Source organism: Luteibacter aegosomaticola, assembly GCF_023078475.1.
Taxonomy (GTDB): Bacteria; Pseudomonadota; Gammaproteobacteria; order Xanthomonadales; family Rhodanobacteraceae; genus Luteibacter; species Luteibacter aegosomaticola.
Genome location: NZ_CP095741.1, coordinates 2,543,720 through 2,566,904, shown reverse-complemented (window position 1 = coordinate 2,566,904; position 23,185 = coordinate 2,543,720). Strand labels below are relative to the sequence as shown.

Below are 23,185 nucleotides of genomic sequence, written 5' to 3'. Positions count from 1 at the left end.
GACCCGCCATGGCCGCCTACCTCCAAGCCAAACGTACCGACGAGGCCGATGCGGTCCTCGCCAACCTTCATGACGGGCGCACGCTCGCCCACCGCTTGTCGGCCAAGTACGCCGACCGGGTTGCCACGGCCTTCACGGTGTTCGGTAAGGAGGGCCAGTTTGTGCCGCTTCCGGCCGATCTGCCGCCAGCGCTGGCCTCGGCCTTGTCCTCGCGTGGCATTGAGCGGCTGTACTCCCATCAGCAGGCCGCGTGGGACGGTGCCCGTTCGGGGCGGCACGTGCTGGTCGCCACGCCCACTGCCTCCGGCAAGACCCTTTGCTACACGCTACCGGTGGTGTCGTCCGTCCTGGAGGCCGGCGCCAAGGCGCTCTACCTGTTCCCGACCAAGGCGCTGGCGCAGGACCAGGTAGCGGAGCTGCTCGAGCTCAACCGCGCGGGCGACCTGGGCGTCAAGGCGTTCACCTTCGATGGCGATACGCCGGGCGATGCCCGCCAGGCTATTCGCCTGCATGGCGATGTCGTGGTCAGCAACCCCGACATGCTGCACCAGGCCATCCTGCCGCATCACACCAAGTGGGCCCAGTTCTTCGAGAACCTGCGCTACGTCGTGATCGATGAGATCCACACCTACCGTGGCGTGTTCGGTTCGCATCTGGCCAACGTGCTGCGCCGGCTGAAGCGGATCTGCGCGTTCTACGGCGTGAAGCCGCAGTTCGTGCTGTGCTCGGCCACCATCGGTAACGCGACGGAACATGCCGAGGCCTTGATCGAGGATGAAGTGCTGACCGTAGCGGAGAGCGGCGCGCCGAGCGGTGACAAGCACGTGCTGCTATGGAATCCGCCGGTGGTGAATCCTGACCTGGGCCTGCGCGCTTCGGCGCGCTCACAAACCAACCTGATCGCTCGCGTGGCGATCAAGGCGAAGATGAAAACCCTGGTATTCGCGCAATCGCGGCTCATGGTCGAAGTGCTCACGAAGTACCTGAAGGATGTGTTCGATCACGATACGCGCAAGGCGCCGCGCATCCGTGCTTACCGCGGCGGTTACCTGCCTACCGAGCGTCGCGAGGTGGAGCGTGAGATGCGCGCGGGGAATGTGGATGGGATCGTTTCGACGTCGGCGCTCGAACTGGGCGTGGATATCGGCAGCCTGGATGCCGTGGTGTTGAACGGCTACCCGGGCTCCATCGCCGCGACGTGGCAGCGTTTTGGCCGCGCCGGGCGTCGTCAACAGCCGTCACTCGGCGTGCTCGTCGCCACCAGCGCGCCACTGGACCAGTACCTGATGCGTCACCCGGCCTTCCTTACCGAAGCAAGCCCTGAGCACGCGAGGATCCAGCCGGACCAGCCATTGATCCTGCTCGACCACATTCGCTGCGCCGCTTTCGAGCTGCCATTCGTCGGTGCCGATCCGTTCGGGCCGAACGATGCCGAGCCGTATCTCCAGGTGCTGCAGGAAGCGGAGGTGCTGCACCGTGAAGGCGATCGCTGGGAATGGATCGCCGATAGCTACCCCGCGAACGCCGTGAGCCTTCGTTCCGTGGCCGATGGCAACTTCGTCGTCGTGGACCGGACCGAGGGGCGCCAGACGATCATCGCCGAGGTGGACTATTCCGCGGCGGCACTGACCTTGTATGAAGGCGCCATCCATATGATCCAGAGCGTGCCGTACCAGGTCGAACGGCTCGACTGGGAAGGACGCAAGGCGTACTGCACGCGCACGCATGTCGATTACTACACGGATGCCATCGATTACACCAAGCTCAAGGAGCTCGAATGTTTCGATGGAGCGAATGCGGGGCAGGGCACGTCGCGGCATGGCGAGGTGCACGTCGTGCGGCGCGTGTCCGGGTACAAGAAAATCCGTTACTACACACACGAAAACATTGGTTATGGGCCGGTGAACCTGCCTGACCAGGAGCTGCATTCCACGGCTGTATGGTGGCAGTTGCCGCAAGGCCTGCTCGATGAGGTGTTCCGGTCGCGGCAGCACGCGCTCGATGGCTTCCTGGGCGCGGCTTACGCGCTGCACACCGCAGCGATCGTGGCGGTGATGGCCGAGCCGCGCGATCTGCAGAAGGCGGTGGGTTCGGGCGATGGCGGCTGGTCCGCGCAGGTCGATGCGGGTGGCCGGGGCCAGATCCGCGCGCCCGATGGATCACTGGCGCTGCCGGATGCGTTCGAGCGCTTCCTGCCCACGGTGTATCTCTACGACAACTTCCCGGGTGGTGTGGGTCTGAGCGAGCCGCTGTTCCGGCGCGCGCCGGAACTGGTGAAACATGCGCTCGCAACCGTGCAAGGGTGCGAATGCAAGGCCGGCTGCCCCGCGTGTGTCGGCCCGGTGCTCGCAGCCGACGAGCATCGCGACCAGACCCCCAAGGCGCTCGCCGCCCAGGTACTGACGCTGCTCGGCGCGGCGCCGTGAGCGACCTCGCCAGCAAACTGGCCCGGCTACGCCAGCAAGCCGGTGGCGCCACGCCCTCCGAACGCTCGTCACCCGCCCCTGTAGGAGCGCGCTTGCGCGCGATCCCCGGTGGCGATACCACTGCAATTCCCGCACCGCCTCGCGAGCACCCATCGCGCGCAAGCGCGCTCCTGCAGGGCTCGGTGGATCTGGCGGCGTTGCGGCGGATGGCGGGCGTGCGCGATCGCCTTGGTCTCGTGCGTCCGGTAGCGTCGCGCCCCGTGACGCGCGAAGTGCCAGGCGATGAAATCGCACCGGGGCTGCGTTATCTCGAGTACCACACGGACTGGCCGCAACCGCCCGACGAATTCGATCTGCGCTTCGCGCGCCTTACCAGCGCGCGCCGTGAACACCTGTTGCACTTCGATACGGAAACCACGGGCCTGGCCGGCGGCACCGGTACCCGCGCCTTCATGATCGGCGCCGCGGACTGGTTCGCTGGCCGCCTTCGCGTACGCCAGCTCTACATGACCAGCATGGCCGCCGAGACCGCGATGCTCAGCGAGTTCGCGCGCTGGATCCATGCCGAGACGGTGCTCGTGAGCTACAACGGCAAGTCCTACGACGCACCGCTGCTCTCCACACGTTACCGCCTGGCACGTTTGCCGAATCCGCTGATTGGGCTCACCCACGTCGATCTCCTGCATCCCATGCGCCGCCGTTACCGGCAGGTGTGGGAGAACTGCAAGATGCAGACGGCCGAACGCAAGCTGTTGCGAATCGTCCGAGAGGATGACTTGCCGGGCTCGGAAGCGCCGCGCGCATGGCTTACCTATCTGCGCGGTGGTTCATCCACGGATCTCGTTCGCGTGGCTGAACACAACCTGCAGGACGTGCGCAGCCTGACCGGTCTGCTGGTGGAGGCACATGGCTGGGCCGCGCTGGACGCGCAAGCGCTTTCGCTGGCTGGTGACGAAAAATAGACGCTGGGCCGCGCAGGCTGCGGGGTGCCTTCAAGGCCAGGAGACAAGGTCATGAACGAACCGACCAAACCGTGCGATCACGCAGGGTGTGGCTGCAAGGTTCCGATTTCACGCGACTACTGCAGCGAGGCCTGCCGCATGGCGGCGGAAGAACAGAATGTGGGCGGCACCTGCGAGTGCGGCCACGCCGCGTGCCAGCAGCGGCATTGAAGTGCGGAGGTGGATCGTATGATGACGAACGACGGCAAACAGGAGACACCGGGTTACAAAGAAGATAACCCGAAGCCACACAGCGGCAAGGCACGCATCCCGGGTGAGGGCCACCCGAAGGAACACCAGAACATGCCGAAGGAAAAGCCGGGCAAGCAGGGCAGCTAGCATCGAATGTAGGAGCGCACTTGCGCGCGATAAGTGGTGAGGGAACCCCTATCGCGCGCAAGCGCGCTCCTACAAGTGCCTGGGCGGTTCGTGTCGCGCGGGGCAGCCCACCGACAGACGCCTCGGCGATTTACGCCGCGCGGAGTAGCCCGCCGATGCCGGCAACGGCCGTCTCGACCGCCTGGGCCTTGTGCTCGTCGCCCATGGCGACGCCTTCGGCGCGGACGAACTCGATATCGGTCACGCCGAGGAAGCCCAGCACCGCACGCAGGTACGGCTCCTGGAAGTCCATGCCAGCCGCGGGGCCGGCGCTGTAGATGCCGCCACGGGACGAGGCGACGATCACGCGCTTGCCGCCTGCGAGGCCTTCGGGGCCGTTCGCGGTGTAGTGGAAGGTCTTGCCGGCCACGGCGATGCGGTCGATCCAGGCCTTCAGCGAGCTGGTGATGCTGAAGTTGTACATCGGGGCGCCGATGACCACGACGTCAGCCGCCAGGAACTCTTCCAGCACCTTCGCCGCTTCGGCGGCATTCGGGTCGTTCTCACCGGCCGGCAGGCCCCAGTGGGCGAGCGGGGCGGCGTGGAGGTCACGGTAGGTGACTTCGGTGCCCGGGTGGTGGTTCACGAACTCCGAAACGATGGCCTGGGTCAGGCCGCGGGAGACAGAGTGGGCGCCCAGGGCGCTGGCATCGATGTGCAGGAGTTTCATGGGAGAGTCCTCGGTTCGTCGGTCCCGCCGGCAGCGGGAATGGACAAAAGGTACGCTTCGGACAATCAATTGATTAGTCGGCTTGGGGTAGACTGATTGTTCTGAATGGGAAACGACCGAGGAACGCCCTGATGGAAGGCGCCCTGCAAGACCTGAACGACCTCTATTTCTTCGCCTCCGTGGTCGAAAACGGCGGCTTCTCGGCAGCTGGCCGCGCCCTTGGCATCCCCAAGTCCCGGCTTTCCAAGCGTATCGCGCAGCTGGAAGACCGCCTGGGCGTGCGCCTGCTCCAGCGGACCACCCGCCGTTTTGTGGTCACCGAGATCGGCGAGCGCTTCTATCAGCACTGTCGCGCCGTCCTCGAAGAAGCCAAGGCCGCGCAGGACGCCGTGGACGAACTGCGCACGGAGCCGCGCGGCATTGTCCGGATCAGTTGCCCCATTTCCATCGCCCAGAACATCCTGGGGCCGATGCTCCCGGCGTTCATGCTCGAGCATCCCAAGGTGCAGGTGCGCCTGACCGCCACCAATCGCCGCGTCGACCTGATTGGCGAGGGCTATGACGTCGCCGTCCGCGTCCGCGAGAAGCTGGATACGGATGCGACCCTGGTCCTGCGCAGCATCGGCTACGCGCGTAGCCTGCTCGTGGCGAGCCCGAAGTTCCTGGATAGCTACGGCCGCCCCAAGAACCTCGATGAGCTGGCTCAACTCCCGGCGCTCAGCATGTATGAGCACGAGGGTGCCCAGGTGTGGGAGCTGGTCGATGCCAGCGGCAAGAAGGCCGCCGTTGAGGTGAAGCCGCGTCTCGTCAGTGGCGATTTCACCGTGCTGATCTCGGCGGCCGTGCAGTGCTGCGGCGTGGCGCTGCTGCCGGAAGATTACTGTGCGCCCATGCTGGCCAACGGCCACCTCGAGTGGGTGCTGCCGGAATACACAACGGCCCAGGGCACGCTGCATTTCGTGTACCCGAGCCGTCGTGGCCTGTTGCCGGCGGTGCGCAGCTTCGTGGATTTCCTGGCTGAGCGCCTGCCCAAGGCGCAGGCCGAGTTCCACAAGGATTGCCAGAAGGTGGCGGCGGCCGAGGGGGTGGAAGGCTCCCTCGTCATGCGCCGCATGCTAGGATCGGAAAATGCGGCCGCGTTTGGCCGTCCAAACGAATAAGGGCGTTCGATGCAGATCGAAACCAAGCTTCCGAAGGTCGGTACCACGATCTTCAGCGTCATGAGCCAGCTTGCGCTGGAGCACAAGGCCGTGAACCTCGGCCAGGGCTTCCCGGACTTCGAGCCGCCGGAACCGCTGCGCGAGGCCATCACGCGCGCCATGGCCGAAGGCAAGAACCAGTACGCACCCGGCGTGGGCATCGCCAAGCTTCGCGAGCAGATCGCGCTGAAGACCGAGCGCCTGTATGGCCACCGTGTCAGCCCCGATACCGAAGTGACGGTGACCTCCGGTGCCACCGAGGCGCTGTTCTCGGCGATCGCCGCGGTGGTCCGCGCGGGCGATGAAGTGATCGTGTTCGACCCGTGCTACGACAGCTACGAACCGGCCATCGAGCTGCAGGGCGCCACCGCCGTGCACATCCCGCTCGAGGTGCCGTCGTTCGGCATCAACTGGCAGCGCGTGCGCGAGGCGATCACGTCGAAGACCCGCATGATCCTGATCAACTCGCCGCACAATCCTTCGGGTGCCGTGCTCTCGCGGGCCGACCTGGACGAACTCGCGGCGATCATCCGCAACACGCCCATCGTGGTGCTTTCCGATGAGGTGTACGAGCATATCGTGTTCGACGGCGCGGACCACCAGAGCGTGCTGCGCCACGAAGAGCTCGCCGCGCGCAGCATCGTCGTGTCGTCGTTCGGCAAGACGTACCACTGCACTGGCTGGAAGGTCGGTTACGCCGTGGCACCCAAGGCGCTGACGGCCGAGTTCCGCAAGGTGCACCAGTACCTCACGTTCTGCACGTTCAACCCGGCGCAGTGGGCCTTCGCGGAGTTCCTTGAATCGAGCCCTGAGCATTACCTCGAACTGCCGGCGTTCTACCAGGCCAAGCGCGACCGCTTCCGCGAACTCCTGGCACCGTCGCGGCTGAAGCTGCTCGATGTGCCGGGTGGTTATTTCCAGTTGGTCGACTACAGCGCCATCCGCGATGTGGATGACATCAACTTCAGCGAATGGCTGGTGCGCGAGGGTGGCGTCGCGGCGATCCCGCTCAGCCCGTTCTACGAGACGGCGCCGGATACGCGCCTGGTCCGCCTGTGCTTCGCCAAGAACGATGCCACGATGGAAGCCGCCGCGGAGCTCCTGTGCAAACTCTGACCGTCTCCCTCGTCCAGGGCGCCACGCGCTGGCACGATGCGCCGGCGAACCGTGAGTATTACGGCCACCTCGTGCGCACGGCGCCGGCCAGCGATCTGTTCGTACTGCCGGAGACGTTCCTCTCCGGCTTCACCAACGACACGCTCGCCAATGCCGAGACGATGGATGGCGAGAGCGTGGCGTGGCTACGCGCGCTGGCGATCGAGGTTAATGCCACGATCACAGGCAGCCTGGTGATCCGCGAGGGCGAGACGGTCTACAATCGCCTGATGTGGGTATCGCCGAACGGCGAGCTGGTGACGTACGACAAGCGCCACCTGTTCCGTATGGCGGGTGAGCACACCCGTTATGGCGGCGGCAACGAGCGGCTGGTCGTTGAACTGAAGGGTTGGCGGATCCTGCCGCAGGTCTGCTACGACCTGCGTTTCCCGGTGTGGCTGCGTAATGGCCGTAACGAATCCGCCGCCGGCGGCATGGATTACGACCTGGCGTTGTTCGTGGCGAACTGGCCGTCGCCGCGACGCGGGCCGTGGCGCACGTTGTTGCGTGCGCGTGCCATCGAGAACCTGGCATACGTGATCGGCGTGAACCGCGTCGGCGTGGATGGCAATAACCACCCGTACAGCGGCGATAGCGCCGTGATCGATCCGGTCGGCGAGCCGCTGGTCGAGCTGGGCCCCGTGGAGCAGGTGGTCACGCTGAAGATCGACCCCGCGCCGCTGCTCGCCCACCGCGAACGCTTCCCGGCGTGGATGGATGCGGACAGCTTCACCCTCCACGACGCCTGACTGTAGGAGCGCGCTTGCGCGCGATCAGCCGAAAGAGCGGTGACGCGGTAATACCCGTGCCGTGATGCCAGCGCCTATCGCGCGCAAGCGCGCTCTTACAAGAGCTTTTAGCTCTTTGGGGCGGGTTTGAAGGGGGTGCCGGGGGCGATTTTCGCGGTCTTCTGCCAGGCCTTCAGCTTGTCTGCGATACCGGCGCCGACGTCGATTTGCGGTTCGGACGGCGTGACTGAGTCCTTTTTCTCCCACCCTGCGATTTCCACCTTTGCCTTGTCGAAGGCTTCGATGAAATCCGGCGTGGCGTTCAGCGCGTCGGCGAGCCAGGCGTGGCCGAAATAGGTGATATCCGAATCGGTGCCGCAGCCGAACGACGTGCGATCGGTGCGTGCCGAGGCCATCACGAGCGTACCGTCGCCGCGTAGTTTCGGCAGGTAGCCGCCGGAATAGCAGGCGTTAACGACGACCACCTTCCAGCGGAACGCATGCTTGGCCAGAATCTGGGCCAGGCCATCGGGGTCCAGCTGGTCGAGCGGAATCGGGTCCATGTCGACCAGCAGGCTGTGGTCGCTACCGCCGTGCGTGGCGATGTACACGAAGAGGATGTCCTCTTTCGGGTTCATCACCTTAGCCATGCCATCAACCGCGCTTTCGAGGTTGCTCCAGCTGGCCAACGGGCGGGTCGCCAGCGTGGCGGGGTTGTTCTCGAGCACCAGCGTGTGGTTCGGGCTGCCGAAGCGCGTGGCCATCAGCGTGTCGAGGTATTCGGCTTCGTTACGGAAGACGTCCTCGGAGCCGTCGGCACCGAAGGCCACGGCATAGACGTTCGCCTTTCCCGGGGTGCGTTTGGCGAGCTTGCCGAGGGCCGTACGCATGGCCTCCGGCTGGGCGCTGAAGACCTGTTCGGGCGAGGGCGCGCTCTCCGGCCAGTCGCTCGCGTCCAGTTGCAGGCCCTGGTCGGCGTCGGCATCCGTGTCGGCATCGGCCGTGGTGGATGCAGCCGCCGGTGCCGACGCGGCTGCCGCAGGGGGCGTGCCGGCCTTGCCTACGGCGGTGCTGGTTGCAGCGGTGCTGGCCACGGCGGGTGCCGGGGCAGGTGGCGCCACGCCGGTGACGACGGGTGTGGGGCCGAAGTTGAGGATGGCGGCCGTCAGCGCTGCGCCGGCAATGAAGCCGGCGAGCGTGTAGATCGCCGTGCGGCGCTGGGGATCAAGGCTGGATGGCATTGAAATCCGCCACGGCCGGGTGGCCGGCATCGGTCATGGGCAGCGGCGGGCGAACGAGATGGGTGGTGTGCATGCCGGCGTCGCGCGCGGCATCCAGCTCTTCGCGGATATCCGAGAGGAACAGCACCTGTGACGGCGCCAGGCCGATGGCCTCGGCGATGCGGCGGTAGGATTCGACCTCGCGCTTGTGGCCCGTCTGGGTATCGAAATAGCCCGAGAACAGCGGCGTCAGGTCGCCGCTTTCGCTGAAGCCGAACATGAGCTTCTGCGCCGGCACCGAGCCGGAGGAGTACACGTAGAGCTTGAGCCCCTGGTCGTGCCAGGCCTTCAGGCGGCCGGCCACTTCGGGGTACATGTGCGAGACATAGGCCTGCGCCTCGTAGCCTTCGCGCCAGATCATGCCCTGCAGGGCCTTGAGCGGCGTGGCCTTGCGGTCTTCGTCGATCCAGCGGATCAGCAGGTCGATGATCTCGGTGCGCGAGGCCTCGACGATACCCGCTTCCTTCGCGGCCTCGTGCAGCCAGTGCTGCACCTCGGGCTCGTCGGCATGGGTCTCCACGAACGCGGGCAGGTGCTGCCGGGCGTAGGGGAAGAGCACATCCTTCACGAAATCAATCGAGCTGGTGGTGCCCTCGATGTCGGTGAGGACGGCGCGGATATCGGACATGGGGGCATTGCCTGCGGATCGGGGAGATCCGCAGGATAGCCGAGCCCGCGCGGCTTTACGACGCGAGGGCGGCCGACGGGTGCGGGTCCATGCGCGGGAAACGCTCCGCGATGTCCTCGCCGGTGAAGCTGGCGACCCAGCCTTCCACGTTGGTAAACAGGCGGATAGCCACGAAGTACGGCGAAACGCTCATGTCGAACCAGTGGCGGGTGCCATCGGGCACGCCGATAAGGTCGCCCTTTTCGCATAGCACTTCGTACACCTTGCCATCCTTGTGCAGGGTGAACTGGCCGGCGCCGGCGACGAAGAAGCGCACCTCGTCCTCGCTATGCGTGTGCTCGTTCAGGAACTTCGAGCGAAACGCGGCGCGGTCGGGGTGGTCGGGCTTCAGGCTGATGACGTCCACGGCCTGGTAGCCATTTTCCTTCATCAGGCGATCGATATCGCTCTTGTAAGCCGCGATGACCTCATCCTGGCTCGCGCCGGGCTGGATCGGCTGGTTGGCCTCCCACTGCTCGAAGCGGACGCCGATGGCGTTCAGCTCCGCGGCGATCGCGGGATGGTCGGTCAGGACCTTGAGTGGGGAGTGGTCGGTTTCGTCGTAGATGCGCAGACGGCTCATGGGGAAAGCCTCCGAAGGTCGAGTTCGCAGCCCAGCAGGAATTCCAGTGCCTCGAGATGGCGGCGGGTTTCCGCCATGTCGCGGCCCCAGGTGTAGATGCCGTGGCCATTGATCAGGTAAGCATGCAGCGGCTTGCCGCTATCGATCCAGGCATCGACCTGGGCTTCCAGCTCCGGCATGTGCTGCGTGTTGGGAAAGACGGGAATATCGAGCACGCTTTCATGCGTTGTGTAGCCGGTGATGGCCTTTTGCAACTCCCACCCCTCGAGGCGGATGCGGCCTTCCGCGGCGAACAGGCGCGAGGCCACGCTCTGCGTGCGCGAATGGGTGTGCAGCACCACATTGGCTTCCGGGTAGCGCTTGTACACCTGGGTGTGCAGCCCGGTTTCGGCCGAAGGGCGCGAATCGCTGCCCACGGCCTTGCCGTCCATGTCGATGACCATGATGTCATCCCGCCCCAGCCGGCCCTTGTCGCGGCCCGAGATGGTGATGGCCGCCAGGTCGTTGTCCAGGCGCATGGAGAAGTTGCTGCTGGTTGCGGGCGTCCAGCCGAAGGCCGCGAGTTCGCGGGCCGCGTCGGCAATGGCATCGGCGCGCGAGGCGAGCAGGGCCGGGTCGAGATGGTCGAGGGTCTTGGTCATGGGTTTGGACGTCTAAATCAGGTGGCGACTATAGCATGCGGGTCTTTACAGCCCGGATCGCAGGCGCCGGGCGAAAATGCGAACCATTCCAGTTTCCGCTTTTGCGTAGGATGCAAGGCATCTTCCGCAAGAGGCTGTTCCATGGCGCAGAACGACAACACCAACATCGAGGGCCGCCGCCGTTTCCTCAAGGCTGCCGCCGGCTCCGTCGCCGCCGCGACCGTGCTGGGCACGTTGCCCCGCCTGGGCCAGGCCCAGGACCTGCCGCACCTCGCACCCTCGGACCCGACCGCATCGGCGCTGAAGTACGTGGAAGATGGCAGCAAGGCCGTGGGCAAGAAGACGGCGAGCGACGCCTGTTTCAACTGCAACTTCTACCAGGGCAAGGCCGGCGCCGCGTGGGGCCCGTGCCAGCTGTTCCCGGGTAAGGCCGTGGCCGCGAAGGGCTGGTGCGTCTCGCATGCGGTCATGATCTGATCCGCGAATGCCCCAGGCATCAGGGCAGGGGCAGCGCATCTGGATAAGAAATACCCGGATAAAACCAGTCAGGTATTTATCCCGGGCAAAAGAAAGGCCAGCCGGAAGGCTGGCCTTTTTTCATGCGTGGCGACCAAGTGATCGCGCAAAATGCAGCCCAAGCGCGCCAGGCCGAGGAGCTGACCCGCCTGACGCGCTGGGCGGCAATCCGGGGCCCACTGCCAAGTGATTTACCCACGGAACCGGGATCATACTCCCCTCCGGGCGCGACCGGCCAATGGCAGTTAAATGACAAGCATTTTTTTGCAGATTCCGTCGCAAAACAACGATTTAACGACAATTGTTAAAGCGTTGTTGCAGGAGCGCGCTCGCGCGCGACAAGCCTCAATTCCGACGACGATTCTGGCTGTGCCGATAGCTGTAAGCGAAGTAGACGATGATGCCAAGCGCCGTCCACACACCGAGCAACACCCAGTTGCGCAAGCCAAGCGAATACAACAAACCGATGCAGCTCAACACGCCGAGCGTGCATGTCACCGGCGCGAACGGCACGCGGAACGTACGCGGCGCGTCGGCAGCGGTGCGTCGCAGGATCAGCACGCCGATGCACACCGCGCAGAACGCGACGAGCGTGCCCATCGAGGTGAGATCGCCGAGCAGGTTCAGCGGGAACACCGCAGCGAGCGCAGCGATGCCGACGCCGGTGATGACGGTGTTGAGATGCGGCGTGCGGTACTTCGGATGGATAGTCGTGAACACTTTCGGCAGCAAGCCGTCGCGGCCCATGATCATGAAGATGCGCGGCTGCGCGATGATCATCACGAGGACGACTGACGACAGGCCAATGAGTGCGCCGACTTCCACCAGGCCGCGCAGCCAGTTGAGTTCCGGATGCTGGCGAATCGCGGTGACGACCGGCTCGGCGGTACCCAGCTGATCGAACGGGACAAGACCGGTCAGCACGGCGGCCATGGCGATGTAGAGCACGGTGCAGATGCCGAGCGACGCAAGGGTGCCGATCGGCATGTCGCGCTGCGGGTTCTTCGATTCCTGCGCCGCCGTGGAGGTGGCTTCAAAGCCGATGTAGGCGAAGAAGACCAGTGAGGCGCCGCGTAGCACGCCGGACCAGCCGTACTTGTCGCCGCCCTGGTTGGCGGGGATGAACGGATGCCAGTTGGCGGTATCGATATGGCTCGCACCGACGATGATCACCACGACGATCAGCGCAACCTTGAGCAGCACCATGGCCATGTTCAGGCCGGTGGATTCCTTGATGCCCACGTAGCACAGCCAGGTGAGCGCCAGGGTGATTCCGACGGCGGGCAGGTTGAACAGCGCGCCCGTCGCGACAAGGTGGCCATCGACGAAATCAAGCGGTGCATTGGTGAGCGCCGGCGGGATGTGGATGCCGACATGGTCGAGCAGGCTGACGAAGTAGCCCGTCCAGCTCACGGCGACGGCGGATGCCGAGACGCCGTATTCGAGAATGAGGTTCCAGCCGATGAACCAGGCGGCGCCTTCGCCGAGCGTGGCATAGGCATAGGAGTACGCGCTGCCCGACACCGGGACCAGCGAGGCGAACTCGGCGTAGCACAGCGCAGTGAACACGCTGCAGATGGCCGCCAGGATGAACGACAGGATGATGGCGGGGCCGGCATGTTCTGCCGCCGCCACGCCGGTGATGACGAAGATGCCGCCGCCGATCACTGCGCCGATGCCGAGTGCCGTCAGGCCCCACGGTCCCAGCGTTCGGCGCAGGGCCGGGCCATGGGCGTCGTCGGCTTCGGGTGCGGGGGCTTTCGTGGCGAGTAACTGCTTGAGCATGGAGGGCTCGGACTCAATGTGACGGGAATGAGGATAGCGGTAAAACAGGGAAGGCCGGCGATGGATCGCCGGCCTTCCCGGATGCGCGTTACCTGATCAGGGGTTCGACTTGCGCAGCTTGCTGTGCGCGTAGCCGTAACCGAAGTAGATCAGCTGGCCGATGATGATCCAGCCGACCATCAGGCGCCAATGCTCTTCGAACGCCTGCCAGAACAGGTAGATGCATGCGATGGCGCCGAGGATCGAGATCGGCCACACCATCGGCACGCGGAAGCTGCGCTTCAGGTCCGGGCGGGTGTAGCGCAGGATCAGGATGCCGATGCACACGGTGGCAAAGGCCAGCAGGGTGCCCATCGAGACGAGCTCGCCCAGCACGCTCACCGGGAACAGGCCGGCCATGGCGGCGGCAGCGACGCCGACGATGATGGTGCCGACGTGCGGCGTGCGGAACTTCGGATGCAGCTTGGCCATGGTCGGCGGGAGCAGGCCGTCGCGCGCCATCGAGAAGAAGATGCGCGGCAGGCCCATCAGCATGACCAGGATCACCGAGGACAGGCCGGTGATGGCACCGAAGACCACGATCGCCTTCAGCCACGAGAGCTGCGGGTACAGGCCCAGTGCGGTGGCAACCGGCTCCGGCGTGTTCAGGATGCGGAACGGAGCGATGCCGGTGAGCACCAGGGCCACGGCGATGTAGAGAATCGTGCAGACCGCCAGCGAGCCGAGGATGCCGATGGGCATGTCGCGCTGCGGATTCTTCGCTTCGCCGGCCGCCGTGGAAACCGCATCGAAGCCGACGTACGAGAAGAACACGATCGTCGCGGCGCGGAAGATACCGCTCCAGCCGAACACGCCTTCGCCTTCGTTCGGCGGGATGAACGGGTGCCAGTTGGCCGGGTTGATCATGCGGATGGCGAACGCCAGGAACAGCAGGATCACGGTGACCTTGATCGCCACGATGATCGAGTTCACGAACGCCGACTGGGTGATGCCGACGTAGCACAGGCCCGACAGCGCGGCGATGATGATGACCGCCGGCAGGTTGATCAGGGCGCCCGTGGCCTGGATGTGGCCTTCGACGAACTGGAACGGGGCCGACGAGAGCGCGGCGGGCAGGGTGATATCGCTGCCAACGAGGCCACCGATGAGGCCAAGTAGTTCGTTGAAGTAACCGGACCAGCCCGCGGCGACGGTCGCGGCGGCGAACAGGTACTCGAGGACGAGGTTCCAGCCGACGAACCAGGCGACGTATTCGCCGAGCGTGGCGTAGGAATAGGAGTAGGCGCTACCCGAGACCGGAAGCATCGCCGCGAATTCGGCGTAGCAAAGGCCCGCGAGTGCGCACGCAAAGCCGGCGATCAGGAAGCTGATGACCAGGGCGGGGCCCGCGTGCATCGCGGCGGCCTGGCCGGTGATGACGAAAATACCGGCACCGATCACGGCGCCAATGCCGAGGAGGATCAGGTGTTTGGCGGTCAGGACGCGCTTGAGGCCTGCATCGCCATGCGCGCCAGTATCGATGTGTTCACCAGCATCGACGTGCGGCGCGGCCTCAATGGGATGCGTCGCAAAAAGGTTTTTCAACATATGTCTCCCCTACTGCCGGAAGTGCTCTTTATTATTGGGACCGCCGTGGCAGCCAGGATCGAATGCCGCTCCCCGGTGAGTCGGCACGGCACCATAGCCCAGCGGGGCACGGCCGTACAAGCTGCATTGCGAGGCCTGCCAAGGCCTTGCACGGAGGGATGCGGATGTCACCATGACTAACGGCGGTTGTGATGGTGCGATGGCGGTGCGTCAGAGCACCATGTTCAACGCGGCCTGCGGTGCCACGTAGCTCGGCGTGTTGCGCCCGGCGACGCTGAACTGCACGCCTGCGATAAGGCCCAGATTGGCGTTGAAGTGGTATTCCACGGCGGGCGCAAGGCTCAGGTCGTGGCTGGGGCCGTGCTTCCATGCGGGGCGCGCCGCGTCTTTCATGCGCAACGTGCCGCTCCGGTTGAATACCAGTTCGTTCACCAGCACCCAGCGCGGATCGAGGGCGTACTCCGTGGCCAACGAAGCGTTCCATGCCTGGCCGTGGCGCACCTGGCCGCGAAAGCCGTGTTCGGTACCGTACACGCTGGTGTCGTGGATGCGGATGCTGCGCGGGTTGGGGCTCCACGCCATTTGGCCCCGCCAGCGCACGGCCTGGCCATCGGGCAACCACTGCAGCTTCTGCAGGCCGTAGGACAGCGTGGTGCGCGCACTGCCGTTGCCCATGCCGTTGAGCGGGTTGGCGCCCAGATGGTGATAGGCACCCGTCGGCAGGCGCTGTGCTACCGCGATGGACGAGACCCAGCCAGTGCCGTCCTCACCGGGCCCCGTCAGCCGCTGCTGCAGGCGCACGGCGGCATCGCCCATGCGAAGGCCGTCGGAATGAGCGCGGTGGGTCGAGGTGCGGGCCGCAGCGAGGGTGAGCTGGATGGCTGTCGTCTCGCCCAGGCCGTAGATCACGGGGAGCGCCATCTGCCACTGGCGGCTGTGGTGGCGCAGCGTGTGCCGGGTGCCGCCGTTGCCGTACGTCCCACGGACATTGGTGTAAACGAGATACGGCTCGATGTTGAGTACGCCCACGGGCAGTGCGTTGACCGCGGGCGTCACCAGTGGCCCTGTGAAGTTGACCGGTGCGCGTGAGCCCTCGCTCGCCAGGGCAGCGGCAGGGACGAGGGCGAGCAGGGGGATGGTGCGGAAAACTCGAATTGACATGCGCGGCTCCATGCATGAGGGCAGCCGTAGGGCTGCGGTGACATCGGTGCGCTCCATGCGCACACCTTCATGCTAGAGAGCGGCGCTAGCCGCAGGTATCGGATTTGTCCGAAAATGGCGTGCGAATTTGCCTACAGATCTGCTCGGACTTTTCTGATGAACCCTGCCTACCGCCCGCTTGCCGCCGCCTTTGATGAGTACGCGGCGCGCTATCCCGATGAAGCCGATGCGGCGCATTTCCGCGCCTGGCTCGCCGATGAGGCCATGCCCTTTCACCGCGAGACCCTGGCTGGGCATTTCACAGGGTCGGCGTGGCTGGTGAGCGCGGATGGCCAACGCGTGTTGCTGATGCACCACCGTAAGCTGCAGCGCTGGTTGCAGCCGGGTGGGCACGCCGATGGCGAGGCGGACCTTGCGAACGTGGCGCTGCGTGAGGCCGAGGAGGAGACGGGTCTCACGGATCTGGCGGTGCAGCCGCAGCTCTTCGATATCGACCGGCACAGCATCCCCGCGCGTGGACAGGAACCGGAACACTGGCATTACGATGCGCGTTACGTGGTGCAGACGCGCGGCTCCGAGGTTTTCGCGGCGAACGAGGAATCGCTGGGCCTGGCATGGCGCGAGATCGCCGCCATCGCCGAGGACGAAGCCGCAGACATTTCCCTCCGCCGCATGGCGCAGAAATGGCTGGCGAGAACCGCAGACCTGTAGGAGCGTTACGGCTGGTTGTAGCGGGCCGGGGCCGGGTGCAGGGTGCCGCAGTTTGGGCAGGTGCGAGCCTGCTCGTCGCGGTAAAACGTATCGAACACCGGCGGGAAATCCTTCTCGATACTCTGCAGTGTGAAGTAGTGCTCGTAGAGCTTCGTGTTACAGCGCTCGCAGAACCACAGGAGGCCATCCTGCTCGCCGTTGAGGCGCCGGCGCTCGATCACCAGGCCTACTGAGTCCGGCATGCGCTGCGGCGAGTGGGGCACCTTCGGCGGCAGGTAAAACACCTGGCCGGCGCGGATCGGGATGTCCTTCGCGACGCCCTCGTCCTGGACCTTCAGGACCATCTCGCCCTCGAGCTGGTAGAAGAACTCCGGGCCTTCGTCGTAGTGGTAATCGGTGCGGGCATTGGGTCCGCCGACGATCATGACGATGAAATCGCCATCGACGATGCACTTGTTGCCCACCGGGGGCTTGAGCAGGTCGCGGTGTTCGTCGATCCAGCGTTGCAGGTCGATCGGAGGCGTAAGGCTCATGCTCGGGGCTTCGTGGATGGGTCCGCGGATGATACTCCCGCCTGGGGACTTCCCGTCGGGTGCGGCGTGTCGTACAACGGCGGTCCGTTCCGTAAGGATTCCCCTACATGGCGTCGTGGTATCACGCCCGGCAAGCCGCGCCAACGCCGCGTTCCGCGCCCCAGGGCAAGCGGGAGGCGGCGGTGGTCATCGTCGGCGGCGGTTTCGCGGGGCTGAACACCGCGCTGGGGCTCGCCGCGCGTGGCGTACGCGACATCGTGCTGATCGAGGCGCAGACCATTGGCTTCGGTGCGTCGGGGCGCAATGGTGGCTTTGTCTTCGCGGGGTACTCGCTCGGCGAGCGTGCGCTGCTGGACCGGCTGGGTGATGTCCATGCGCGCGACCTCTACGCGCGCACGGTCGCCGCCGTTAATTTGATCCGACAGAGGATTGTCACGCTCGACATCGCGTGTGACATGGTCGATGCGGGCGTCGTCTGGGCCAACTGGTTTCGCGACGCGCGTATCCTGCGCAGCCGCCAGGCCTTGCTCGCGGAGCAGTATGGCTCGGACTGGCAGTGGATCCCGGCCGACGCCATGCACGAGTTCGTGCACAGCCGCCGGTACCACGATGGCCTGTATGAGCGGAATGCGCTGCACATCGATCCGCTGGCCTATGCCCGTGGCCTCGCCGTGGCCGCCGAAGCCGCTGGAGTCACCGTTCACGAAGGCTCTCGCGTACGCATGCTCGAACGGCGCGGGCCGCGCTGGGTGTTGCGCGTGGGTGATGCCGAGATCGAAGCGCCAAACGTCGTGCTGGCCTGTGGTGGCTATCTCGCAGGGCTCGACCGGGCCATCGATCGTGCGGTGCTGCCCATAGCTACGTACGTGATGGTGACGGAGCCGCTGGGTCCCCGGCTGGCCGAGTGCCTGCGAACCCAGGCCGCCATCTACGACACGCGTTTCGCATTCGATTACTACCGGCCGCTGCAGGATACGCGCCTGCTGTGGGGTGGCCGGATCTCGGTGCGCGATCGACACCCGCGCGCGGTACAGAAGCTGCTGACGCGCGATCTGGAGCGCGTCTTTCCCTCGCTGAAGGGAGTGAAGGTCGAGCACGCGTGGTCGGGGCTGATGAGCTACGCCCGGCATGAGATGCCCCAGGTGGGCACGCATGGCAATGGCCTCTGGTATGCCCAGGCGTTCGGCGGACACGGCCTCGCGCCCACCTGCGCGGCGGGTGAGACACTGGCCGATGCGATTGCTTCGGGGGAAAAATCAGTGCCTGCCTACGCGGATTTCGGTCTTGAACCCGTGCACCGGCCCTTTGGTTACCTGGCGGCGCAGGGTACCTATTGGAAACTGGAGCTGGCGGACTGGTTCAAATCGCGTCTGGAAGGCTGAGTAGCGCGGCTTTTGTGGGTGCGTGCTTGCGCGCTACATTTTTCGACTCAACGCCTTAGATCCTGTTGCTTTCCTGCGAAAGATGTCGCCCACAGGGTGGGCTCCTACGGGGGGTGGGGTTTGTCTAGCCAGACGGCGATGCCTTGGGCGTTGAGCTTGATGTCGATGCGGAGCAGGCGGGTGATTTCTTCGGTGGTTAACGTGACGCCGTGTTTCTTTGCCCGGCCTACGTACAGGTCGGTGAAGTCGGCGGCGATGCGCGCTTCCCGGTCCGGATCGCCTGCGTGGCGTTTCGCGATGGCGACCATCGCTTCGATCTGTTCGTGCAGGTCGGCCGCCAGGCGTTTCACCTGCTCAACGCGCCCATAGTGGGTGAGGTACATCGCTTCAGGCTCGTAACGCAGCATGCGTTCGAGCGAGGCGTGGGCCTCATCCGGGTCGAACTGCACCGGTGACGTCGTCGGGATGATGAAGGGGCCGTTGGCGGTATCGAACTCGCGATACGACAAGCCGAAGATATCGCCGGTGAAGAACGCATTCGCGCGCTCGTCGTGGATGGCGATGTGGTGTTTCGCGTGGCCTGGCGTATCGAGGCAAAGCAGGGCGCGGCCTGCCAGGTCCACCACGAATCCATCGCTGGCCTCGATGACCCGATCTTTCGGTACCCGCGCGATGGTGCCGTAGTCGCGCCGCACCGCTTCTTCGCCGTACACGCCCGTGGCGCCGGCGATCAGCATGCCAGGGTCGATCATGTGCCGCGCACCGCGTGGGTGCACCGCAAGCATGGCGTTGGGCAGGTGCTTCATGAGTTCGCCCGCGCCGCCGGCGTGGTCGAGGTGCACATGGGTGAGGATCACCCAGTCGATATCGCCGGGCCGCAGGTCGGCGGCCGTGATGGCATCGAGCAGTCGCGGCAACGAGTGCGTGGTGCCGCTATCGATAAAGGCGCCGCGGCCGCGCTCCACCACGAGGTAGGCAGCGTCGAACGAGGGGCGGCCGAAGCCGGTGTCGATGGTGTGGATGCCGTGCATCCGGTAAGCCTAAACCTACCGGGGCCGGCAATGCATCCGTAGGAGCCCACCCTGTGGGCGACGCCGTTCGCGATGGAGCAACAGGGCTTGCTGCCTCGGGGCGAAAGATGTCGCGCACAGGGTGCGCTCCTACCACGGCCGTGTGTTACAGGGCTTCGAAGATACCTGCGGCGCCCATGCCGGTGCCGATGCACATGGTGACCATGCCGTACTTCTGCTTGCGGCGGCGGAGGCCGTGGATCAGCGTGGCGGCGCGGACGGCACCCGTGGCGCCCAGCGGGTGGCCGAGGGCGATGGCGCCGCCCAGCGGGTTCACCTTCGAGGGATCCAGGCCGAGGTCACGGATAACCGCAAGGGCCTGGGCCGCGAACGCTTCGTTGAGCTCGATCCAGTCCAGCTGGTCCTGGGTGATGCCGGTCTGCTTCAGCGCCTTCGGGATCGCTTCCTTCGGGCCGATGCCCATGATGTCCGGAGCGACACCGGCCACCGAGAAGCCCACGAAGCGAGCCAGCGGGGTCAGGCCGTAATCCTTGATCGCCTTTTCCGAAGCGAGCAGCAGGGCGCCAGCGCCGTCGGACATCTGCGAGGAGTTGCCTGCGGTAACCGAGCCACCGAACTGGCCGTTACGGAACACCGGGCGCAGCTTGCCGAGCACCTCGAGCGACGTATCGGCGCGCGGGCCTTCGTCGATCGAGATGATCCGGCGGTCTTCCTTCACCGTGCGGTTCTTCAGATCCGGGTAGCGGTCATCGAGCTGGAACGGGGTGATCTCGTCCTTGAACTCGCCGTTCTGGATGGCGGCCAGGGCCTTCTGGTGCGAAGCGAGGGCAAACGCGTCCTGGTCCTCGCGGCTGACCTTCCAGCGCTCGGCCACCTTCTCGGCGGTGATGCCCATGCCGAACGCGATCGCGCGGTTTTCGTCGTTCTCGAAGATCGCCGGGTTCATCGCGACCTTATGGCCCATCATCGGCACCATGCTCATCGATTCGGTACCACCGGCCAGCATCAGGTCGGCTTCGCCCAGGCGGATGCGGTCGGCGGCCATGGCGATGGCCTGCACGCCCGACGAGCAGAAACGGTTGATGGTGACACCCGGCACCTGCTCGGGCAGGCCAGCCAGCAGCACGCCGATGCGTGCCACGTTCATGCCTTGCTCGGCTTCCGGCATGGCGCAGCCGATGATCGCGTCGGCGATCAGGGCCGGGTCGATACCCGGTGCCTGCTCCATCACGCCACGGATGACGTGGGCGAGCAGGTCGTCGGGACGGGTGTTGCGGAACACGCCGCGCGGCGCCTTGCCTACCGGGGTGCGGGTGGCGGCGACGATGTAAGCGTCTTGCACTTGCTTGCTCATGGAATGCATTCCTCAGTTACGCAGCGGCTTGCCCGTCGTCATCGTGTGGGCGATGCGGGCCTGGGTCTTTTCGGTCTGGGCCAGCTCGACGAAGTGCTTGCGCTCGAGGGCGAGCAGCCACTCTTCATCCACGGCCGCGCCGCGCTCGATCGGGCCGCCCGAGAGCGTGTCCGCGATGCGGCTGGCGATGTTGATGTCGTGCGGCGAGGCGAAGTAACCCTCGGCGAGGTTCGCCAGCGAGGCCTTGAAGGTGGCCGTGCTGGTATCGCCCGCCGCCGGGATGGCGCGTGCCGGCATCGGCGGGCGGTAACCCGATTCAGCCATGGCCAGGGCCTGGGCCTTTGCGACGTGCAGCAGTTCGTAGGCGTTGAAGACGACGATATCGTCCTTGCGCAGCAGGCCGAGGGTCTTGGCCTCGAGCGCGCTGGTGGAAACCTTCGCCATCGCCACGGTCTCGAACACCTTCTTCAGGTACTCGAACGGATCTTCCGGGTTGTGCTGCGCGGCGCGCACGGCCAGTTCCTTCAGGCCGCCACCGGCCGGGAGCAGGCCCACGCCGGCTTCGACGAGGCCGATGTAGCTTTCCAGCGCCGCGACGGTGCGGGCCGAATGCATCTGGAATTCGCAGCCACCGCCCAGGGCGAGGCCACGCACGGCAGCGACGACCGGGACCAGCGAATACTTGATCGCCATGCTGGTGGCCTGGAAGTTCGCGACCATGGCCTCGAACTCTGCCAGCTTGCCGGCCTGAAGCAGGCCGAGCGCACCCTTGAGATCGGCGCCGGCCGAGAACGGTTCGCTCGGCTGCCACAACACGACGCCGCGGAACTGCTGCTCCGCGAGGCCAATCGCATGCTGGATACCATTGAGCACGTGGTCGTTGACCGTATTCATCTTGGTCTTGAACGAGATCACGCCGATGCCGTCGCCCTGGGTCCACAGGCGCACGCCATCGTTCTCCCACACCGTGGTGCCCTGGTCGAACTTCTCTCCCAGGATCGGATCCGGGAAGGCCTGGCGGGCGTAAACCGGGTGGGTGGAGCGGGGCTTGTCGGCGTTGGCGCTGGCCGAGTACGAGCCAGCCTTGCCGTGCACGCCGGCGCGGCCGTCGGTCACCCATGCCGGCAGCGGGGCGCTGCTCATGGTCTTGCCGGCGGCGATGTCTTCAGCGATCCAGCCGGCGACCTGCTGCCAGCCGGCGGCCTGCCACAGCTCGAACGGGCCGAGCTTCCAGCCGTAACCCCAGCGGATGGCGAAATCGACATCGCGGGCGGTCTCGGCGATATCCGCCAGGTGGAAGGCGGTGTAATGGAAGAGATCGCGGAACACGGCCCACAGGAACTGTGCCTGCGGGTCCGATGACGCACGCAGCTTGCCGAACTTTTCAGCCGGATCCTTGATGGCGAGGATCGCGGCGACCTCGTCGGAGGGCTTGCCTTCGGACGGACGGTAGTCCTGCTTCTGCAGGTCGAGGACCACGATGTCCTTGCCGGCCTTGCGGTAGAAGCCCGCGCCGGTCTTCTGGCCCAGCGCGCCCTTGTCGATCAGGCCCTTGAGCCATACCGGCGGCTGGAAGTACTTGTGCCACGGGTCATCCGGCAGGGTGTCGCCCATGGTCTTCACCACGTGGGCAAGCGTATCCAGGCCTACCACGTCGGCCGTGCGGAAGGTGGCGCTCTTCGGACGGCCGATCGCCGGGCCGGTCAGTGCATCGACCGTGTCGAAGCCGAGGCCGAACTGCTCGGTGTGGAACATGGTCGACAGCATCGAGAACACGCCGATACGGTTGCCGATGAAGTTCGGGGTGTCCTTCGCGTACACGACGCCCTTGCCAAGCGTCGTGGTCAGGAAGGCTTCGAGGCCTTCGAGCACGGTGGCGTCGGTGAGCTTCGTCGGGATCAGCTCGACGAGGTGCATGTAGCGCGGCGGATTGAAGAAGTGCACGCCGGTGAAGCGGTGGCGTAGCTGTTCCGGCAGTGCCTCGGCCAGGCCATTGATCGACAGGCCCGAGGTGTTGCTCGCCAGTACGGCCGTCGCCGACACGTGCGGGGCGATCTTCGTGTAGAGGTCGAGCTTCCAGTCCATCCGCTCGGCGATGGCCTCGATCACCAGGTCCACGTCGGCCAGCTGGCCCAGGTCATCCTCGTAGTTGGCGGGGATGATGGCGGCGCCCAGGCTCTTCTCGGCCAGCGGAGCCGGCGAGAGCTTGGCCAGGTTGGCGATGGCCTTGAGTGCGATGCCGCTCTTCGGACCTTCCTTGGCGGGCAGGTCGAACAGGACGGTTTCCACGTTGGCGTTCGTCAGGTGCGCGGCAATCTGCGCGCCCATGACGCCGGCGCCGAGTACCGCGGCCTTGCGAATGCGTAGCGGTGTTGCGGTCATGGTGATCTCCAGGGT

General features: G+C 65.6%; 22 protein-coding genes. 10 read left to right on the top strand and 12 right to left on the bottom strand.

Annotation, left to right across the window (positions count from 1 at the left end; translation table 11 throughout):
- The first annotated feature begins 8 nt into the window (after positions 1-8).
- Genes L2Y96_RS11185 through L2Y96_RS11170 form a run of 4 tightly spaced genes read left to right on the top strand, consistent with a single transcriptional unit; the run spans position 9 to position 3,766 of the window.
- Positions 9-2,426 (top strand): DEAD/DEAH box helicase, encoded by a 2,418-nt coding sequence (locus tag L2Y96_RS11185; protein WP_247325563.1) that lies wholly within the window; start codon positions 9-11, stop codon positions 2,424-2,426.
- Positions 2,423-3,388 carry a ribonuclease H-like domain-containing protein gene (locus L2Y96_RS11180; protein WP_247325562.1) on the top strand — a complete coding sequence of 322 codons (966 nt, stop codon included), beginning with the start codon at positions 2,423-2,425 and terminating at the stop codon, positions 3,386-3,388. Before L2Y96_RS11185 ends, L2Y96_RS11180 begins: the two co-directional genes overlap by 4 nt.
- A gap of 51 nt (positions 3,389-3,439) precedes the next feature.
- A complete protein-coding gene (locus L2Y96_RS11175; RefSeq protein WP_247325560.1) occupies positions 3,440-3,598 on the top strand; it encodes a hypothetical protein in 159 nt (52 codons plus the stop codon).
- 18 nt (positions 3,599-3,616) lie between these two features.
- Positions 3,617-3,766, top strand: a complete 150-nt coding sequence (locus L2Y96_RS11170; RefSeq protein ID WP_247325558.1) for a hypothetical protein — start codon at positions 3,617-3,619, stop codon at positions 3,764-3,766.
- 130 nt (positions 3,767-3,896) lie between these two features.
- Here the strand turns inward: L2Y96_RS11170 and L2Y96_RS11165 are convergent, their stop codons facing one another.
- Entirely contained in the window at positions 3,897-4,475 is a 579-nt protein-coding gene (locus L2Y96_RS11165) for an FMN-dependent NADH-azoreductase (protein ID WP_247325556.1), read from the bottom strand.
- Between the two features lie 131 nt (positions 4,476-4,606).
- On the opposite strand from L2Y96_RS11165, the gene L2Y96_RS11160 reads away from it, so the two are divergent.
- Genes L2Y96_RS11160 through L2Y96_RS11150 form a run of 3 tightly spaced genes read left to right on the top strand, consistent with a single transcriptional unit; the run spans position 4,607 to position 7,578 of the window.
- Positions 4,607-5,635, top strand: a complete 1,029-nt coding sequence (locus L2Y96_RS11160) for a LysR substrate-binding domain-containing protein (protein ID WP_247325554.1) — start codon at positions 4,607-4,609, stop codon at positions 5,633-5,635.
- Positions 5,636-5,644: 9 nt separating this feature from the next.
- Positions 5,645-6,790 (top strand): pyridoxal phosphate-dependent aminotransferase, encoded by a 1,146-nt coding sequence (locus L2Y96_RS11155; protein WP_247325552.1) that lies wholly within the window; start codon positions 5,645-5,647, stop codon positions 6,788-6,790.
- On the top strand, positions 6,778-7,578 hold the full coding sequence (locus L2Y96_RS11150) for an amidohydrolase (protein ID WP_247325550.1): 801 nt from the start codon (positions 6,778-6,780) through the stop codon (positions 7,576-7,578). Before L2Y96_RS11155 ends, L2Y96_RS11150 begins: the two co-directional genes overlap by 13 nt.
- 107 nt (positions 7,579-7,685) lie before the next feature.
- On the opposite strand, the gene L2Y96_RS11145 is transcribed toward L2Y96_RS11150, so the two are convergent.
- The 4 genes from L2Y96_RS11145 to L2Y96_RS11130 are packed head-to-tail and all read right to left on the bottom strand — an operon-like array spanning position 7,686 to position 10,728.
- Positions 7,686-8,798 carry a C13 family peptidase gene (locus L2Y96_RS11145; RefSeq protein WP_247325548.1) on the bottom strand — a complete coding sequence of 371 codons (1,113 nt, stop codon included), beginning with the start codon at positions 8,796-8,798 and terminating at the stop codon, positions 7,686-7,688.
- Positions 8,782-9,465: an acireductone synthase gene (gene mtnC / locus L2Y96_RS11140; RefSeq protein ID WP_247325545.1), complete on the bottom strand. Its 684-nt coding sequence runs from the start codon at positions 9,463-9,465 to the stop codon at positions 8,782-8,784. The genes L2Y96_RS11145 and mtnC overlap by 17 nt, the downstream gene beginning before the upstream one ends.
- A 55-nt stretch (positions 9,466-9,520) precedes the next feature.
- Complete coding sequence (locus tag L2Y96_RS11135; RefSeq protein ID WP_247325542.1) at positions 9,521-10,087, bottom strand: 1,2-dihydroxy-3-keto-5-methylthiopentene dioxygenase; 567 nt, start codon at positions 10,085-10,087, stop codon at positions 9,521-9,523.
- Positions 10,084-10,728: a methylthioribulose 1-phosphate dehydratase gene (locus tag L2Y96_RS11130; RefSeq protein WP_247325541.1), complete on the bottom strand. Its 645-nt coding sequence runs from the start codon at positions 10,726-10,728 to the stop codon at positions 10,084-10,086. The genes L2Y96_RS11135 and L2Y96_RS11130 overlap by 4 nt, the downstream gene beginning before the upstream one ends.
- A gap of 141 nt (positions 10,729-10,869) precedes the next feature.
- Between L2Y96_RS11130 and L2Y96_RS11125 the strand changes: the two genes are divergently transcribed.
- Positions 10,870-11,205 carry a high-potential iron-sulfur protein gene (locus L2Y96_RS11125; RefSeq protein ID WP_247325538.1) on the top strand — a complete coding sequence of 112 codons (336 nt, stop codon included), beginning with the start codon at positions 10,870-10,872 and terminating at the stop codon, positions 11,203-11,205.
- Positions 11,206-11,589: 384 nt separating this feature from the next.
- Here the strand turns inward: L2Y96_RS11125 and L2Y96_RS11120 are convergent, their stop codons facing one another.
- The 3 genes from L2Y96_RS11120 to L2Y96_RS11110 form a co-directional block, all read right to left on the bottom strand.
- Entirely contained in the window at positions 11,590-13,029 is a 1,440-nt protein-coding gene (locus L2Y96_RS11120) for an amino acid permease (protein WP_247325536.1), read from the bottom strand.
- A 96-nt stretch (positions 13,030-13,125) separates the two neighbouring features.
- A complete protein-coding gene (locus L2Y96_RS11115) occupies positions 13,126-14,616 on the bottom strand; it encodes an amino acid permease (RefSeq protein ID WP_247325533.1) in 1,491 nt (496 codons plus the stop codon).
- A 210-nt stretch (positions 14,617-14,826) separates the two neighbouring features.
- Positions 14,827-15,777: a transporter gene (locus L2Y96_RS11110; protein WP_247325530.1), complete on the bottom strand. Its 951-nt coding sequence runs from the start codon at positions 15,775-15,777 to the stop codon at positions 14,827-14,829.
- A gap of 156 nt (positions 15,778-15,933) precedes the next feature.
- On the opposite strand from L2Y96_RS11110, the gene L2Y96_RS11105 reads away from it, so the two are divergent.
- On the top strand, positions 15,934-16,488 hold the full coding sequence (locus L2Y96_RS11105) for an NUDIX hydrolase (RefSeq protein WP_247325529.1): 555 nt from the start codon (positions 15,934-15,936) through the stop codon (positions 16,486-16,488).
- 5 nt (positions 16,489-16,493) lie between these two features.
- Here L2Y96_RS11105 and L2Y96_RS11100 read toward each other — a convergent pair whose 3' ends face one another.
- Entirely contained in the window at positions 16,494-17,021 is a 528-nt protein-coding gene (locus tag L2Y96_RS11100) for a 3-hydroxyanthranilate 3,4-dioxygenase (RefSeq protein WP_247325527.1), read from the bottom strand.
- Between the two features lie 107 nt (positions 17,022-17,128).
- On the opposite strand from L2Y96_RS11100, the gene L2Y96_RS11095 reads away from it, so the two are divergent.
- On the top strand, positions 17,129-18,403 hold the full coding sequence (locus L2Y96_RS11095) for an NAD(P)/FAD-dependent oxidoreductase (RefSeq protein WP_247325525.1): 1,275 nt from the start codon (positions 17,129-17,131) through the stop codon (positions 18,401-18,403).
- Between the two features lie 104 nt (positions 18,404-18,507).
- Here L2Y96_RS11095 and L2Y96_RS11090 read toward each other — a convergent pair whose 3' ends face one another.
- The 3 genes from L2Y96_RS11090 to L2Y96_RS11080 all read right to left on the bottom strand — a co-directional run bounded on the left by L2Y96_RS11090 (position 18,508) and on the right by L2Y96_RS11080 (position 23,170).
- Complete coding sequence (locus L2Y96_RS11090) at positions 18,508-19,434, bottom strand: MBL fold metallo-hydrolase (protein ID WP_247325524.1); 927 nt, start codon at positions 19,432-19,434, stop codon at positions 18,508-18,510.
- A gap of 145 nt (positions 19,435-19,579) precedes the next feature.
- Positions 19,580-20,788, bottom strand: a complete 1,209-nt coding sequence (locus L2Y96_RS11085) for an acetyl-CoA C-acyltransferase (protein ID WP_247325523.1) — start codon at positions 20,786-20,788, stop codon at positions 19,580-19,582.
- 12 nt (positions 20,789-20,800) lie between these two features.
- A complete protein-coding gene (locus L2Y96_RS11080) occupies positions 20,801-23,170 on the bottom strand; it encodes a 3-hydroxyacyl-CoA dehydrogenase/enoyl-CoA hydratase family protein (protein ID WP_247336855.1) in 2,370 nt (789 codons plus the stop codon).
- Between the last annotated feature and the right edge of the window lie 15 nt (positions 23,171-23,185).